The organism is Mycobacterium sp. Root135 (genome assembly GCF_001426545.1).
In the GTDB taxonomy this organism is placed as follows: Bacteria; Actinomycetota; Actinomycetes; order Mycobacteriales; family Mycobacteriaceae; genus Mycobacterium.
Genome location: NZ_LMEZ01000005.1, coordinates 1,059,813 through 1,076,589, shown reverse-complemented (window position 1 = coordinate 1,076,589; position 16,777 = coordinate 1,059,813). Strand labels below are relative to the sequence as shown.

The window sequence follows — 16,777 nt, the reverse complement described above, 5'->3', positions numbered from 1 at the left end:
CATCCACCGCCCGCCGACTATCGGAGCAGTGCGACGACCTCCTCGGCCGCCAAACCCGCTGTGTACAAAGCGCCCTCGACGCCGAGGCGCGCGTCGAAGTCCGAGCCGGCGAAGGTGAGGTGCCCGCGGGGTTGCCGCGCCGCGGGCCGCAGCGGCGTCTGGCCCGGCCGGACGTAGCTCCACGTGCCCCTGGCGAACGGGTCGTTGGACCAGTCGTGCCAGGCGACCTTTTCGACGACGATGCCGGGAACGTAGTGGCGCAGTGACGCCTCGACGGCGGCGGCGTCGTTCAGATCGAGCACTCCCGGCTCGGCGGTGAATCCCACCACGATCGCCCGGTCGCCGTCGTGCCAGGTCGTCGACGCAGTGGCGAAACCTCCGTCGGGGGTGATGCCGTGGCCGTAGAACGGCTCGGGGCACTGGGAGACGAAGACCGTGACCTTCTCGGCCTGGCCGGCCACGCCCTCGGACGCGAGCGCCTGCAGTTCGGGGGCCAACTCCGGGGTGAACCGGACGGCCGACAGCACGCCAATGGGCAAGGCGCACACCACGGCCCGGGCGGTGACGGTGCCGGCCGTCGTCGACACGGTCACCGCCGACGGTCCGTCGTCGACGGCCTCGACGCTCGCGCCGAGGAGCACGTCGGCAGTCGACGTCGACATGACGGCGTCGTACAGGGATGCCGTTCCCTCCGCCAGCTGGGGACCGAGGGTCCGAGCCATCGGGGTGTCGTACGGCGCGGCGAAGAAGGAGGCCCCTGCCACCGATCCGGCGCGCGCGATCGAGTACAGCAGCGGCAGGGCGGACGGAACGTCCCAGGAATCTCCGGCCAACGTGGCGATGTGCGAACGCCACAGGTCGCGAGTGTGTGGGCCGAGGTCCAGGCCCTCCAGGAGCTTGGGCCATGGAACGTCGAGCTCGGAGAGGTCCTGCTCCTCGGCGGGCCGGTTCGCGTCGACGCGACTAGCCAGCTCGTTGAGTCGAACGAGTAGTCGCTCAAGGGACGCGAGTTCGTCCAGCGGCACCGGGATCGGGCCGGTGCGTCGCTCGCCCTCACTGAGCCAGATGAGTTGGGTGGGCTCGGTGCTGCCCCACTCGAGCGGCAACTGGACGGCGTCGATCTCGCGCCAGGTCAACGGATAGGTGTCCCGGTCGATCATGAACGCCCCGCCCCACTCCACGACGTGGCCGTCGTGGAAGTCCGGCTGTGACCACATCCGCCCGGCGAGACGATCTCGCGCCTCGACGACGATCACCCGCAGACCCGCCTGCGTCAGTCGGCGTGACGCCGCGGCGCCTGCGAACCCGCCGCCCAAGACGGCTACGTCGTAGTCGCCGGCGGGCTCGGTCACTACCTGGTACATCTGGTTCCTCTTCGCGTCGGGACGGTGGCAGCAGGTGTCAGCGTGGGTACGAGTCCTCCTCTTGACACGACTGAGCCTTTGAGTCAGATTGAATATATCCGATAGAACTGTATCTTTTAAAGACCGGCCGTCAAGGGGACATTTTGGCAACGACGACTCCGCTTCGCGTGGACACGCACGAGCGATCCGCGACGCCGCGCGTCACCGTCCGAGCCCCGCGGGTGGGACGTTCGCTGGGTTCCGGAGCGTTCCTGTTGGCGATCGGCGCACTCTACGGGGTCTTCTTCCTCTGGCCGCTGGTCAACGTGGCGATGCGCAGCTTCAGCCCAACCGGGACCCTGTCGTACGACCCCGGCGGCTTCTCCATCGTCAACTACAAGCTGCTGTTCACCGACAAGATCCTTCGCGACGTCGTCGTCAACACCGTTGTCACCGCCTCGGTTTCGACGATCCTGACCTTCGTGTTCGCCTTCCCAACGGCGTATCTGATGACGCGCCTTCGGCGGTCGGTCTCCACCACGCTGTTCATGATGATCCTGTTGCCGTTCTGGGTCTCGATCCTGGTCAGGCTGTTCGCCTTCCTGGAGCTACTGTCGGCCAACGGCCCGGTCAACAGCCTCTTCGAGACGCTGGGGCTCGGCCGCCAATCGCTGCTCTTCAACACGACCGGCACCGTCATCGGGATGGCGAATTACCTTCTGCCCTACATGATCCTGGTCTTGTTCGCCGCCATGAGCGGTATCGACCCGAACCTGACCAGGGCCGCGAAGTCCCTGGGATGCTCCAGCTGGCGCGCGTTCCGATCGGTGTACCTGCCGCTGGTACGAGGATCGATCGTCGGTGCGTTGCTGCTGAACTTCATCATCGCCACGGGGTTCTTCTTGACGCCGGCCATTCTCGGCGGACCACAGGACACCACGGTGTCGACCTACATCGCCCAACAGGTGCAGAACTACAAGTGGGGAACGGCGAGCGCATTCGGCGTCGTGCTGCTCCTTGCGACGTGTCTCGGCTTCACGCTGGCTGGCCGAATGACGGGCCTGACGTCGGGATCCGGCGTGGTGCTGAGCGGGTCAAAGGGCGTATCGCGAGAGCAGGCAATGCCTTTCGGGCCTGCCAAGGTCGCCCTGTGGACCGTGACCAGCGCCGTGCTGCTGTTCCTGTTCGCGCCGCTGCTCTTCGTCCTCCCGCTGTCGTGGGGCGTCGACTCCACCATCGCCTGGCCACCAAAGGGCTTCACCCTGCACTGGTATGCCAAGGCACTGACCGATCCGCTGTGGACCGCGTCGATGCGCAAGAGCGTCCTCGTCGGCGCAGCGGTGGCCGTCCTCTGCCTGGTGATCGCGATCTTCCTGGCGCGCTGGGTTCGCGGTCTCGCCGCCCGGCCACGACTGCAGGGCTTCGTGGTGAGCGTCGTCTACCTGCCCATCGTGGTACCCGTCATCCTGCTGGCCATCGGCACGTTCGACGTGCAGGCGCGGATCGGCGCGCTGGACACCTGGTGGGGCCTGGTGTTGGTGGAAACCGTTCTGGCCCTTCCCTTCACCTATCTCGTCGTGGCTGCCGCCTTGGACAACGTCGACCCGAGCCTGGAGCGGGCTGCGTGGACGATGGGCGCCAGCAAGCTCTACGCGTTGCGGAAGGTGGTGGTCCCGACGATCGTCCCCGCCCTCATCGGCGCCGCACTACTCGCCTTCATCAGTTCGTGGGACGAGGCCGTCGTGGCGCTCTTCCAAACGGGCTTCGACAAGACGCTGCCGGTCAACTTCTACTCGTCGCTCAAGAGCGGCGCCAGCCCCGTCATCGCCGCCATCGGCTCGATGCTCATGCTCCTCGTCGTCGTCCTGGCGGCGCTCTACGTCGGCATCCGAGCCGTGGTCGGGCGCCGACGTACCCAAGAACCGTCGTCGGTTGACGACTCTCCTTCGCGAAAAGGCCACACCAAATGACGATCACCCAACACCTCGACGACACCACCGCCGCCTCGGCTCCACAGGCCTACATCAAGGTCACCGACCTTCACCACGAATACGGTGGGATCACCGCACTCGACTGCGTGTCGCTCAACGTGCAGCCAGGTGAGTTCGTCACCCTGTTGGGACCAAGCGGATCAGGCAAGAGCTCGCTCCTGCACATCCTTGCAGGGCTCGTCGATCCCTCGTCGGGAACCATCTCCATTGCCGGCACCGACGTCACCCGGACACCACCGCAGAAGCGCGAGATCGGGCTGGTATTCCAGAATTACGCGCTGTTCCCGCACATGACGGCCGAGGAGAACATTCGCTTTCCCCTGAACGTTCGCAAGGTCTCGGACACCGAAGCCGCCGCGCGCGTCGCAGAGGTGCTGAAACTCGTCGAGCTGAGCGCCCTCGCCCAGCGACGGCCCGAGCAGCTCAGCGGTGGCCAGCAGCAGCGGGTCGCGGTCGGCCGCGCCATCGCGGCCGTCCCCAAGGTCCTGCTGCTCGACGAGCCGCTGGGCGCGCTGGACCGTCGTCTACGCCAACAGCTCGGACGTGAGATCCGACGCGTGCAACGCGAGACCGGCATCACCACCATCTACGTCACCCACGACCAGGAGGAGGCGTTCACGATGTCCGATCGCGTGGTGGTGATGAACCACGGCGAGATTCGGCAGATCGGAACCCCCGAAGAGGTGTACTCCACACCGCGAGATGCGTTCGTGGCCAACTTCGTTGGCGAGGTCAACCTGTGGCCGGTCGAGGTGTCTCCGCGGGGCGGGGGCCTGGTCCACGCACGCACCGACGGCGGCGCGTCCTTCGACGCCTCCTACGGCACTGCAGCCCCGGGCGGAACGGATTCCCTCCTCGCCGCGGTGCGCCCCGAAAAGGTATGGGCATGGCACCCCGACGACTCGGTGCCCCACGCCGACGTGCAGTTGGTGGACACGGGTGTGATCGTCGAGTCCACGTTCCTGGGAAACAGTCGCAGCGTGGTGATCGAGTCCGATCTGTTGGGGAAGACCTCGGCGCTGCTCTACGACGGCGAGTCACCCCGATACAGCGGCGAACGCGTCGCCTTCGGATGGCAGCCAAAGCACGCTCTGGTGGTGCCCGAAGACGCGGGCTCCGCGTAGTCGGACAGACGAAGATGCGGTCCAACGGGAAAACCCGTTGGACCGCATCTTCATTCAGGCGTTGGGGCGTGTGACCCTATTGACTCTGGAACTCAGCCAGCTCCTGCGACACCGCGTCGAGGTTCTTGCCGTAGTACTGCGAGTCCTCGGTGACCGTCTTCGCCACATTCGGCCCCTGCGCGATGTAGGGGCGGACGTTCGCCTGGTAGTCCTCCAGGGTGAGGTCCTTGATGTCGGTGTTGTAGGTCGTCTTGTTCACGAAGTCGATCTGGCCCTGGCGATCCAGCAACCACATCGCCATGGCCGCCATCCCGGTCTTCGTCTCCGGCGCACCCTTGGGCACCGCGTAGTAGGCGGCGGTCCGCAAGCCCCCGTTCCAGGTGTAGCCGAACGGCAGCTTCTGATTCTCGATGGCGTCGAAGAGCCTGCCGTTCCACATCATTCCCATCGAGCACTCACCGTTGCTGAGAAGCTGCATGGAGGTGGTGCCGGAATCCCACCAGACGATGTCGTCCTTGATCGTGGCGAGCTTGGCGATCGCACGCTTCACGTCGAGCGGGTACATCTTGTCGGCAGGCACACCGTCCGCCAGCAACGCGACTTCGAGCGTCCCGGCGCTGACGGGGTACTTGTACATGCAGCGCTTGCCCGGGAAGTCCTTGGTGTTGAACAGATCTGCGGTCGACGTCGGAGTCTTGCCACTCAGCGCATTCGTGTTCCACGCCAGCAGGGCGCCGTTCTCTTCAACCCGAATGCCATAGTCCTCAACGGAAGTCGGTGCCAGCTTGTCGGTCGGCACCACGGATTTGTCGATCGGAGCGAGGAGTCCGGCGTCGGCCGCCTGGAAGAACTCGCCACCGCTGCCGAATTCGATGAGGTTCCATGGCACCTGTCCCGCCTCGGCGGCGGCCCGGAACTTGGTCGAGGTGCCGTCGGTGTACTCCGCCTGCGCGGGCAATCCCGTCAGCGCGGTGAAGTCCTTCCACACGGTCGAATCCTTGGCCTCCGTCGTGGCGCCGCCAGAGGAGTCGTACCAGGTGAGCGAGCCCTTCAGCCCACTGAACGTGGACGCGGGAAACACTGCGGGGTCGAACCGGCTGGCGTCCGGCGCCGGGGCGGGCGACCCGCCACAAGCAGCGACCAGCACTCCGGACAATCCGATGGCGGCAAACTGCGCCGCTCTCCGTAACGATGCTTTCGACATGACTGCTTCCTTTGGGCCGACGGGGAGCTTTAATCCGATTGAACTATATCTTTTCTGAGGCCGGGGTCAAGAGGAACGCAAACCCGGGTGAACGCAGCGAACCGGGAGGTGACGCGGCACATCCCCGCAATGCGTTTGACGACAACACTTCTGGCGCGCGCATAGCCACGTCGAGTCGAAGCCGCACCAACCCGCACATATCATCTACTACTATATCTTTAAAAGCAGGCGCGGGTATTGCGTTTGAACGATCCCAACGGACGACGTGGTCACCCGGCTTCACCCGAGAGGACACGTGACCCACAGATGACGCTCGAACACGACCGACCCCGCGATCTCGATCCCCATGCCACCGAGCCCGTCATCGCAGATCCGGCGCAACTGCGCGCTCGACGAAAGCACCGACTGGCGCTCGCGTACCGCGTACTAGGGGCCACCGGTTGGGGTCTGCTCGGGGACGGACACATCTCCGCCCGCGATCCCGAACGGCTGGACTGCTTTTGGCTGGCGCGCTACGGGGTGCCGTTCGGGGCGATGACCGTGGACGATCTGGTCTTGGTGCAACCGGACGGGTCCGTCGCGGGCGGCGGTCACATCAACGACGCCGCCTACTACATCCACGGTCCCCTTCACGAGGCCCGACCGGAAGTGGTCTCGGCAGTGCACTGCCACACGCCGTACGGCACGCCGTTCTCCGCGAACGTTACTGAGCTGCTTCCCATTTCGCAGGAGGCCTGCGCCTTCTTCAACGACCATTCGGTCTTCGACGACGAGGAGGTCAGCATCACGTCGGCCGCGGGCGGGAAACGGATAGCCGCGTCACTTGGTGCGAAGCGCGGGACGATTCTGCGCAACCACGGCCTGCTGACCGTCGGACTGTCGGTCGACTCGGCGGTCGGATTCTTCCTGCTCATGGAGCGATCGGCCGAGGTCCAGCTGAAGGCCCCTGCGGCACGGCCGATCAGCGCAGAGGCGGCACGCCTGGTGCACGACGAGTACGACGACGGCATGGCGTGGCAGTCCTTTCAGTGGGCACAGCGCAACCTCGTTCCCGATGTGGACTCGGTCCTGACGTGACGGCGTCGGCGCCCCACCTCGTCGTCCTCACGGGTGCCGATCCGGACCTGCCCCCGCCAGATCTCGCGGCACTTGAGGCGGAGGCGGCGATCAGCGTGGTCGCGCCGGGCCAACACTCCAACCTCGTCGCCACCGCGGACGTCGTCTTGGTCTGGGACACAACGTTTCCCGCGATTGACCACGTGCTGCGCGACGCCACCGGTGCGTCCTGGATCCACGTCGCGGCGGCCGGTCTCGACGCGGTGCTGTCACCCCGATTGGGGCATCTCACCGCAACGGTCACGACCGCCGCAGGCATCCAGGACGAGGACATCGCCGAGTTCGTCGTCGCCGCGGCGCTGTCCCACGTCAAGGAGTTCGACCTCGCCGCCAGACAGCAGGACGGCCGTCTCTGGAAGGAGATCTCGGTGCGCCGCCTCGCCGGGTCCACCTGCCTGGTCGTCGGATGCGGCGGCATCGGCCGGGCGACGGCACGCAAACTGCGGGCACTGGGTGTGCACGTCCGAGGAGCGGGGCGGACCGCCCGCACCGAGGACCCCGACTTCGACCGCATCACGAACAGTGCAGACATGACGTCGGAGCTTCGGTGGGCGGACCTCGTCGTGGTCGCCACCCCGCTGACCGCGCGGACGGCCGGAATCGTCGACGCGTCGGCGCTGGCGTCGATGAAGTCCGACGCCCATCTGGTCAACGTCGCGCGCGGCGGCTGCGTCGTCGAGGCCGATTTGGTCGACGCGGTCCGGTGGGGCGTCATCGGCGCCGCAACCCTCGACGTGACGGTCGACGAGCCGCTTGGTCGCGATTCGCCGTTGTGGGCAGTGCCCAGAATCAGGATCAACCCGCATTCGTCGGCGAACACTGCGGACCTGTTGGGTGCGTTCCGCGACCGATTCGTCGACGACTTCGACCGCTGGAAGACGGGCACCTTGACGGGCACGTCCGTCGCCGATCACGTCCAGGAAATCTGGGGCCGCCTTGGGGAATCGAACCCCAGACCTTCTCATTACGAGTGAGATGCTCTACCGACTGAGCTAAGGCGGCGACGCCTGGTCAGCCAGGCGGGACGAGTCTACGGCAGGCACCGGCGCCAACCCAAAACGATCCCCTGCGTCAGCCGCGAAGAGCCTGCCCGACGGTGGCCACCAGGGCGTCCACCGCGAACTTCGGCTTGACGTTGATCGCCAGCGCGTCGCGACATTCGAGCACGGCCTCGATGCACCGCAGCAGCCGATCGGGCGGGACGTGGGCCGCCATCGCCGCCACCTTCTCCGACATGTCGGGGTGATTGGCCTGGATCGCGCCGGCCCCGGACGACACCAGGAGGGCGTCCCGAAAGTAGGTCGCCAGATCGATCAGCGCCCGGTCGAGCGCGTCGCGCGAGGCTCGCGTCTGCCGCGACTTCTGGCGTTTCTCGAGGTCCTTGAGCGCCCCGGCGGCGCCCCGCAGCGCACCCGCGGCACCCTTGCCCGTGCCGCCAGCCCCGAGCGCGGTCCGCAACTCCTCGGTCTCGGCCTCGTTGCGGTCACCGGTGAGGGCCTTCGCCTCGTCCTCCGCACTGGCCACCAGCTCCTCGGCGGCGGCATAGGCCCGCGCCGGCGTCGCCGCGTCACGGGCCAGCCCCAGCGCGCGTTCCCTGCGGCCTCTGGCCTGCTCGTCGGTGGCCAGCCGGCGGGCACGCCCGACGTGGCCGCCGCTGACCGACGCCGCCCACGTGGCGTCCTTCTCGGCCATGCCGTCGACGTCGACCAGCACCCGCGCGATCGCCTCCAGCCGCGGCGTCACCAGGGCCACGTGCCGACACCGCGACCGCAGGGTGATCGAGATGTCCTCCGGGTCCACCGACGGCGCGCACAACAGGAACACCGTCGACGCCGGCGGCTCCTCCACCACCTTGAGCAGGGCATTCGCCGCGCCCTCGGTGAGCCGGTCGGCGTCCTCGACCACCACGACCTGCCAGCGCCCGGTGCCCGGCCTGCGCGACGCAATCTGGACGATGTCGCGCATCTCCTTGACGCCAATCGACAGGCCCTCGGGGATGATCCGCCGTACGTCGGCGTGGGTGCCCGCCATGGTGGTGGTGCAGGCACGGCACTCCCCGCACCCGGGTGGACCGTCCGACGTGCACTGCAGGGCAGCCGCGAAGCACACGGCAGCGATGGACCGACCCGAGCCGGGCGGGCCCGTGATCAACCAGGCGTGGGTCATCCGGCCGCCCGCGGCGCCCAGTGGGTTGTGAGCCGAATCACCGCGGGCCGCGTACGCGGCACCCACCAGTTCCGCTTCGACGGCGTCCTGACCCACCAGACGCGAGAAAACACCGCTCATCAGGCGCCACCCTAGTGCGCCCCGCCGACACTCGACAGAAGACGTCGGCGAACAGGGCCCGTGCCGACGCCTCTGGACCGATACGGTTGACGCATGACCGGGCCGACACCACAGATGGGGCGAATCACCGCCTTCGTCCGGTGGGTGGCGCGCACACCATGGCCGGTGTTCACCCTCGGCATGCTGCAGGCCGACATCATCGGCGCCCTCTTCGTGCTGGGCTTCCTGCGGTTCGGGCTGCCTGCGGAGGACCGCATTCAGCTCCAGGACCTGCCGGCCCTCAACTTGGCCATCTTCCTGGGCTACCTCTTCGTGTCCTTCACGATCCTGTCGTGGCTGACCCTGCGACTGCTGATCCCGGTGATCCGCTGGCAGCGCCGCGACAGCCTGCTGGGCGGTGGTGACCCCGCGGTGACCGACCTGGCCCGCGTGCGGGCCTTGAGGATGCCCTTCTACCGGTCCGTGATCAACGTGTCGAACTGGTTCCTCGGCTCGATCGTGTTCATCGTCGCGAGCTGGCCAGTCGCCAGCCGGTCGGCGCCCGTGGTGGCCGTCGCCGCGGCACTCGGCGCCACTGCGACCGCCATCATCGGTTACCTGCAGTCCGAGCGCGTGCTGCGGCCCGTCGCCGTCGCCGCGCTCCGGGGTGGCGTCCCCGAGAGCTTCCGAGCCCCCGGGGTCATCCAGCGGCAGGTGCTCACCTGGGTGCTGTCGACCGGCGTTCCGGTTCTCGCCATCGTGTTGGCCTTGGTGGCAAGCAAGTTCAGAATCCTGACCGCACCCGCCGACCGTCTCAACACCCCGATCCTGCTGTTGGCCGTCGCGGCGCTGGTAATCGGGCTGGCGGGCACGGTGCTGGTCGCGATGTCGATCGCGGACCCGCTGCGCCAATTGCGCTGGGCCCTCGGCGAAGTGCAGCGCGGCAACTACAACGCGCACATGCAGATCTACGACGCCAGCGAGTTGGGCTTGCTGCAGGCCGGATTCAACGACATGGTCCGCGACCTCGCCGAGCGGCAACGGCTGCGAGACCTGTTCGGTCGCTATGTCGGCGAGGACGTCGCCCGCCGCGCGCTGGAACGCGGCACCGAGCTCGGCGGCCAGGAACGTGACGTCGCGGTGCTCTTCGTCGACCTGGTGGGCTCGACGCAACTGGCCTCGACCCGGCCCGCCGCCGAGGTCGTGGGGCTACTCAACGAGTTCTTCCGCGTCATCGTCGACGCTGTCAACCGGCATGGCGGGTTCGTCAACAAGTTCCAGGGCGACGCCGCGCTCGCCATCTTCGGCGCTCCGATCGAGCACCCCGACGCCTCCGGTGCGGCACTGGCTGCCTCGAGGGAACTGCACGACGAGCTCATCGAGGTGTTGGGCCAGACCGACTTCGGCATCGGAGTGTCCGCGGGCCGGGCCATCGCCGGTCACATCGGCGCCCAGGCCCGCTTCGAGTACACAGTCATCGGCGACCCGGTCAACGAGGCCGCCCGGCTCACCGAGCTGGCGAAGCTCGAGGAGGGTCACGTGCTGGCGTCGGCGATCGCGGTCAGCGGCGCCCTCGACGCTGAGGCGTTGTGCTGGGACGTCGGCGAGACCGTCGAACTCCGTGGCCGCAACGCACCCACCCAGTTGGCGCGGCCGCTGAATCTGGCTGCGCCACGGCGGTTTTCGAGCCAGGCCCAGACCTAGCCCTAGCCCTTCTCCGGGCCAGACCTTCTCGGGCCTACGCCTTCTTCGCCGCGGCCTTCTTGGCGGGCGCCTTCTTTGCTGGCGCCTTCTTGACGGCCTTCTTCGCGGGCGCCGTCTTCTTGACCGGACCACGCGCACGGCGGTCGGCAAGCAGTTCGGAGGCCCGACCGTCGGTGATCGACATGACGTCGTCGCCCTTGCGGAGGCTGGCGTTGGTCTCGCCGTCGGTGACGTACGGACCGAAGCGGCCGTCCTTGATCACCATCGGCTTCTCCGACACCGGGTCGTTGCCCAGCTCGCGCAGCGGAGGCGTCGCGGCGCCCTGCTTGCCGCGCCGCTTGGGCTCGGAGTAGATCTTCAGCGCTTCCTCGAGGGTGATGGTGAACATCTGCTCCTCGTTGGCAAGCGACCGAGAGTCGGTGCCGCGCTTCAGGTATGGCCCGTAGCGACCGTTCTGCGCGGTGATCTCTTCCTTGTTCTCGGGGTCGACGCCGACGACGCGGGGCAGCGACAGCAGCTTCAGCGCATCGTCGAGGGTGATCGTCTCGAGGTCCATCGACTGCAGCAGCGAGCCCGTGCGTGGCTTGGGTCCTGGCGGCGGCTTCTTGGCCTTCTTCGCCGGCGCGGCGCCCGGATCCTCCGGCGGCACGATCGGTTCGGGCAGCACCTCGGTGACGTACGGCCCGTATCTGCCGTCCTTGGCGACGATTTCGTGACCGGACTCCGGGTCGACGCCGAGCGAACGGCCCTCCTGCGGAGTGGAGAACAGCTTCTCGGCGAGTTCGAGGGTGAGCTCGTCTGGCGTCAGCTCGTCCTTGAGGTTGGCGCGCTGCGGCTTGAGCTCACCCGGGTTGTCCGGATCGTCAATCATCCGCTCCAGGTACGGACCGTTTCGTCCGACCCGGACGTTGATGATTCGGCCCTGGTCGTCCTCGAACAGCTTGATGGAGTTGACGACTCGCGCGTCGATCTCCTCGAGGTTGCCGCCGACCAACTTCTTCAGACCACCGGCGCGGGCAATCGAGCCGTCGACTCCGTGGTCACCACCGAAGTAGAAGTTGGTGAGCCAGTTGGTCCGTCGCTCGTTGCCCGAGGCGATCTGGTCGAGCTCGTCCTCCATGGCCGCGGTGAAGTCGTAGTCCACCAGGCGGCCGAAGTGCTGCTCCAGCAACCCGATTACGGCGAACGCCACCCACGACGGGACCAGCGCGCTGCCCTTCTTGTGGACGTACCCGCGATCCTGAATCGTCTTGATGATCGACGAGTACGTCGACGGACGGCCGATGCCCAGTTCTTCGAGCGACTTGATCAGCGACGCTTCGGTGTACCGGGCGGGCGGGCTGGTGGTGTGACCGTCGGCGGTCAGGTCGGATGCGTCGACCCGCTGCCCCTGGGTCAGGTTCGGCAGCCGGCTCTCGGCGTCGTCGGCCTCGCCGCCGGCCTGCTCGTCGAGGCTCTCGACGTAGGCCTTCAGGAAGCCGGCGAAGGTGATGGTGCGGCCACTGGAGCTGAACACGACCTGCTCACCGGACGTCGCCGCTCCGGCAATGCGCAGGCTCAGCGTCGTGCCCCGCGCGTCGGCCATCTGCGAGGCCACGGTGCGCTGCCAGATCAGCTCGTAGAGCCGGAACTCGTCGTTGTCGAGCGCGGAGTGCAGCTGGCCCGGCGTCTGAAAGACGTCGCCGGACGGCCTGATGGCCTCGTGGGCCTCCTGCGCGTTCTTGACCTTGCGGGTGTACTGGCGGGCCGTCGGATGGACGTATTCCTCGCCGTAGAGCTGCCTGGCCTGGTTGCGGGCCGCGTTGACCGCCGTCTCCGACAGCGTCGTCGAGTCGGTACGCATGTAGGTGATGTAGCCGTTCTCGTACAGCCGCTGCGCGATGCTCATCGTGCGTTCCGAGGAGAACCGCAGCTTGCGACCGGCCTCCTGCTGCAACGTAGAGGTCATGAACGGCGCGTATGGGCGACGGGTGTAGGGCTTCTGTTCGACCGACGCCACGCTGAGCTGAGCGCCCCGCAAGCCACCAGCCAGTGCGGAGGCGGCCTGCTCGGTGAGCACCAGCACCTCGTCGGGCTTGCGCAGACCGCCGAGGGAGTCGAAGTCGCGGCCGCTGGCCACGCGCTTGCCGTCGACGGAGTTCAGCTTGGCCGTGAACTTGGGCGGTGTGGCCTGGGCGTCGGAGACCGACGCGTCGAGCTCGGCGGTGACGTCCCAGTAGCCGGCGCTGCGGAACGCCATGCGCTCGCGTTCGCGCTGGACGATGATCCTGGTCGCGACGGACTGGACCCGGCCAGCCGACAGCTTCGGCGCGACCTTCTTCCACAGCACCGGGCTGACCTCGTAGCCGTAGAGGCGGTCGAGGATGCGGCGGGTCTCCTGGGCGTCGACCAGGTCGATGTCGAGATCGCGGGGATCGTCGGCGGCGGCCCGAATGGCCGACTCGGTGATCTCGTGGAAGACCATCCGCTTGACGGGGATGCGTGGCTTCAGCGTTTCCAGGAGGTGCCAGGCGATCGCCTCGCCCTCCCGGTCACCGTCCGTCGCGAGGTAGAGCTCGTCGACGCCCTTGAGCAGTTCCTTGAGCTCGGCGACCGTGCTCTTCTTCTCCGGGCTGACGATGTAGAGCGGTTCGAAGTCCGCATCGACGTTGACCCCGAGGCGCGCCCATGGCTCCGTCTTGTACTTGGCGGGCACGTCGGCTGCGGCTCGTGGCAGGTCGCGGATGTGCCCACGCGACGATTCCACGATGTAGTTCGAACCCAAGTAGCCCGCGATCTTGCGCGCCTTGGTGGGCGACTCGACTATGACGAGTCGCCGAATCGTGCCATTGCCGCTGCCACCGCCGGAGTCAGCCAACTGTTTTTACGCTCCACTTCTATGTTGCCGAAAGCGCGGGACCACTGAATAAGTAGTCCCACCAGCCCGCGGCAACTGACAATTTCGCACTCTGGACGAGCCTACGCAAACTGGCTTCGCCGGCCGAGCTCAATCTGAGCGCGGCCACCAGTGAAACGCCTCGGCGTCGTCCGGAGGTTCCCCCACGTTCTCTACCAGGCGCGATAGGCGTCTGCGGCCGCTGATCCGCAACGCCGGGTGTGTCCCGCGAGTGCCAATCAGGGTTGGTGCAATTCCTACCCTCATCATCGCCGCCGCGAGTGCGGTATGCGTATCTGGGGCGTGCGGGTCCAGTCCGAGAAGGTATCGGTCGGACTCGGGCATTCCGGCGGCCAGCGTCCACGCCCGCAACTCGCGGGGGCCGGGCAGCCAATGCGGCGGGACGGTCTTCACCGCGCCGCGCGTCCAGTTCTTCGCGATGACCGTCAGCCGCGTGTCGGGCGCCGTCCGCACCAACGGAGTGTTCTCGTCGGTCCGCGCGATCTCCGGCACCAAGCCCGCGGCGGCGATCATCTCGGCGAGCGCCTCGGCGCGCCACTGCGCGTCGACCACGACCGACAGGCGGGCGGCCCGGTCCGCGCCGTCACCGACGAGCACCACCTGTCCCGGCGCAGCCAGAATCCCCGTCAGGTCGGCGACCGCAGGGGGCACCGCCTCTGCCGAGAAGAAGGAGAGCTGGCTCACCGATCCGACACTAGGCCAGCGGGGCATTCCCGCCGCGACACCGGGCCGCACGTCGATGGACGATCATGGAGTGGTCGTCGACGTCGAGGGGGTGGAGCGTGGCTGAAGTGGTGTCGGACTTCGGCCGCGAGCTGCTCGCCCGCGCCGTCGAGGGCGCCGACCCCGACGATCACCCGCTACGGCACGTAGCCGATCTGCCGCCGCGCCGTGCCCAAACCAAGCCGTGGCCGTCCTGGTCCGACCCGGACGTCGTCCGGGCGTTCGTCGACCGGGGAGTGACGGAGCCGTGGGCCCACCAGGCGGTCGCGGCCGACCTGGCGCACTCCGGTCTGCACGTGGTTCTCAGCACGGGCACCGCGTCGGGCAAGTCGCTGGCCTATCAGCTGCCGATCTTGACGACGCTCGCGGCGGACCCCCGGGCCCGGGTGCTGTATCTCTCGCCGACCAAGGCCCTTGGCCACGACCAGTTGCGGGCCGCGCAGGCGCTGACCGACGCGGTCCCGCGGTTGCGCGACGTCGCGCCAAGCCCGTACGACGGGGACAGCTCCAACGACGCGCGCCGACTGGCCCGCGAGCGGTCGCGGTGGATCTTCTCCAATCCGGACATGATCCACCTGTCGCTGTTGCGCAACCACCCCCGCTGGGCCGTGTTCCTGCGCAACCTGAAGTACGTCGTGGTGGACGAATGCCATTACTACCGAGGCATATTCGGCTCGAACGTGGCGATGGTGCTGCGCCGCCTCGTGCGACTGTGCGAGCGGTACTCGACCGACGAGGGCGGTGGCCCGACGGTGATCTTCGCGAGCGCGACCGCGTCCGCACCCGCAGCCACCGCGTCGGAGTTGCTTGGCCACACCGTCGCCGAGGTGACCGACGACGGCTCACCGCAGGGCGGCCGGACCGTCGCGCTGTGGGAACCCGCTCTGCGCGACGACATCACGGGCGAGAACGGTGCCCCGGTGCGGCGATCCGCGGGATCCGAGGCGTCACGCGTGATGGCCGACCTGATCGCCGAAGGCGCGCGCACCCTGACGTTCGTCAGGTCGCGACGGGGCGCCGAGCTCACCGCCCTCGGCGCCCGGGCCAGGTTGGAGGACGTCGCGCCCGACCTCGCCCACCTGGTGGCGTCCTATCGCGCCGGGTACCTCGCCGAGGACCGGCGGACGCTGGAGCGGGCCCTGTCCGACGGCGAGTTGCGGGGTCTGGCCACGACCAACGCGCTCGAGCTGGGCGTCGACATCGCGGGCCTCGACGCGGTGGTGTTGGCCGGGTTCCCCGGCACGGTGGCGTCGTTCTGGCAGCAGGCGGGGCGGGCCGGGCGACGTGGCCAGAGCGCACTGATCGTGCTGATCGCCAGGGACGACCCGCTGGACACCTACCTGGTGCACCATCCCGCGGCGCTGTTGGACAAGCCGATCGAACGCGTCGTGATCGATCCGACCAATCCGTACGTGCTCGGACCGCAATTGCTCTGCGCGGCAACTGAACTGCCGCTCACCGAGGCCGAGGTGCGGACGTGGAACGCCGAGGCCGTTGCCGATGCCTTGGTCGACGACGGCCTCCTCCGGCGGCGCCCCGCCGGGTACTTCCCCGCACCAGGGCTCGATCCCCATCCCGCCGTGGACATCCGCGGTTCCTCGGGTGGGCAGATCGCCATCGTGGAGACCGGAACGGGTCGGATGCTGGGCAGCACCGGGGCCGGCCAAGCTCCGTCGTCGATCCATCCCGGCGCCGTCTACCTGCACCAGGGCGAGAGTTACGTGGTCGACTCGCTCGACTTCGAGGACGGCATCGCCTTCGTCCGCGCCGACGATCCCGGCTACTCGACCTCGGCGCGGGAGCTGACCGACGTCGCCGTGACCGGTCCCGGCGAGCGGCACACGGCAGGCCCGGTCACCGTGGGAATCGTGCCGGTGTCGGTCAGCCACACCGTGATCGGGTTCCTGCGTCGGCGGATGAACGGCGAGGTGATCGACTTCGTGGACCTCGACATGCCCACCCAGACCCTGGAGACGATGGCCGTCATGTGCACGATCGAGCCGGAAGCGTTGGGCGGCAGCGGCATCGACGACATCCGCGTTCCGGGGTCGCTGCACGCGGCCGAGCACGCGGCGATCGGGTTGCTGCCGCTGGTCGCCAGCTGCGACCGCGGCGACATCGGGGGCGTGTCGACTGCGGTGGGGCCGGAGTCGGGTACGCCGACGATCTTCGTCTACGACGGCCATCCCGGCGGTGCGGGCTTCGCCGACCGCGGGTATCGCCAGATGAGCACCTGGTGGGAGGCGACGGCCTCGGCGATCGAATCGTGCGAGTGTCCGTCGGGATGCCCGTCGTGCGTGCAGTCACCCAAGTGCGGAAACGGAAACGACCCGCTGGACAAGGCCGGAGCGGTCACGGTGCTCAGGCTGGTACTCGACGAGTTGGCAAAGCATCCGAGATGAGCCGTCCGT

The 16,777-nt window shown here is 67.8% G+C and carries 11 protein-coding genes and 1 tRNA gene; 6 read left to right on the top strand and 6 right to left on the bottom strand.

Going from position 1 to position 16,777, the window contains the following annotated elements:
• Positions 1 to 17 precede the first annotated feature (17 nt).
• Positions 18 to 1,364, bottom strand: coding sequence for an NAD(P)/FAD-dependent oxidoreductase (locus ASD37_RS16285; protein WP_056552802.1), 1,347 nt, complete (start codon positions 1,362 to 1,364; stop codon positions 18 to 20).
• Between the two features lie 143 nt (positions 1,365 to 1,507).
• Here ASD37_RS16285 and ASD37_RS16280 point away from each other — a divergent pair, with 143 nt between their 5' ends.
• On the top strand, positions 1,508 to 3,313 hold the full coding sequence (locus ASD37_RS16280; RefSeq protein ID WP_235568345.1) for an ABC transporter permease subunit: 1,806 nt from the start codon (positions 1,508 to 1,510) through the stop codon (positions 3,311 to 3,313).
• Positions 3,310 to 4,458 carry an ABC transporter ATP-binding protein gene (locus ASD37_RS16275; protein ID WP_056552796.1) on the top strand — a complete coding sequence of 383 codons (1,149 nt, stop codon included), beginning with the start codon at positions 3,310 to 3,312 and terminating at the stop codon, positions 4,456 to 4,458. The genes ASD37_RS16280 and ASD37_RS16275 overlap by 4 nt, the downstream gene beginning before the upstream one ends.
• 76 nt (positions 4,459 to 4,534) lie before the next feature.
• On the opposite strand, the gene ASD37_RS16270 is transcribed toward ASD37_RS16275, so the two are convergent.
• The gene (locus ASD37_RS16270; RefSeq protein ID WP_082570172.1) at positions 4,535 to 5,662 is read right to left on the bottom strand and encodes an extracellular solute-binding protein; all 1,128 of its coding nucleotides are present in this window, start codon (positions 5,660 to 5,662) and stop codon (positions 4,535 to 4,537) included.
• 306 nt (positions 5,663 to 5,968) lie between these two features.
• Between ASD37_RS16270 and ASD37_RS16265 the strand changes: the two genes are divergently transcribed.
• Together ASD37_RS16265 and ASD37_RS32710 are read left to right on the top strand one after the other, a co-directional pair.
• Entirely contained in the window at positions 5,969 to 6,739 is a 771-nt protein-coding gene (locus ASD37_RS16265; RefSeq protein WP_056552790.1) for a class II aldolase/adducin family protein, read from the top strand.
• Positions 6,676 to 7,752: a D-2-hydroxyacid dehydrogenase gene (locus ASD37_RS32710; protein ID WP_082570206.1), complete on the top strand. Its 1,077-nt coding sequence runs from the start codon at positions 6,676 to 6,678 to the stop codon at positions 7,750 to 7,752. Before ASD37_RS16265 ends, ASD37_RS32710 begins: the two co-directional genes overlap by 64 nt.
• Here ASD37_RS32710 and ASD37_RS16260 read toward each other — a convergent pair.
• Positions 7,705 to 7,780, bottom strand: a tRNA-Thr gene (locus tag ASD37_RS16260). The genes ASD37_RS32710 and ASD37_RS16260 overlap by 48 nt on opposite strands.
• 69 nt (positions 7,781 to 7,849) lie before the next feature.
• Entirely contained in the window at positions 7,850 to 9,064 is a 1,215-nt protein-coding gene (locus ASD37_RS16255) for a DNA polymerase III subunit delta' (protein ID WP_056552787.1), read from the bottom strand.
• Between the two features lie 93 nt (positions 9,065 to 9,157).
• Between ASD37_RS16255 and ASD37_RS16250 the strand changes: the two genes are divergently transcribed.
• Complete coding sequence (locus tag ASD37_RS16250) at positions 9,158 to 10,747, top strand: adenylate/guanylate cyclase domain-containing protein (protein WP_056552783.1); 1,590 nt, start codon at positions 9,158 to 9,160, stop codon at positions 10,745 to 10,747.
• 34 nt (positions 10,748 to 10,781) lie between these two features.
• Here ASD37_RS16250 and topA read toward each other — a convergent pair whose 3' ends face one another.
• Entirely contained in the window at positions 10,782 to 13,604 is a 2,823-nt protein-coding gene (gene topA / locus ASD37_RS16245; protein WP_056552780.1) for a type I DNA topoisomerase, read from the bottom strand.
• A gap of 129 nt (positions 13,605 to 13,733) precedes the next feature.
• Positions 13,734 to 14,327, bottom strand: coding sequence for a hypothetical protein (locus ASD37_RS16240; protein ID WP_056553498.1), 594 nt, complete (start codon positions 14,325 to 14,327; stop codon positions 13,734 to 13,736).
• 110 nt (positions 14,328 to 14,437) lie between these two features.
• On the opposite strand from ASD37_RS16240, the gene ASD37_RS16235 reads away from it, so the two are divergent.
• Complete coding sequence (locus tag ASD37_RS16235; protein WP_370073061.1) at positions 14,438 to 16,768, top strand: DEAD/DEAH box helicase; 2,331 nt, start codon at positions 14,438 to 14,440, stop codon at positions 16,766 to 16,768.
• Positions 16,769 to 16,777 lie beyond the last annotated feature (9 nt).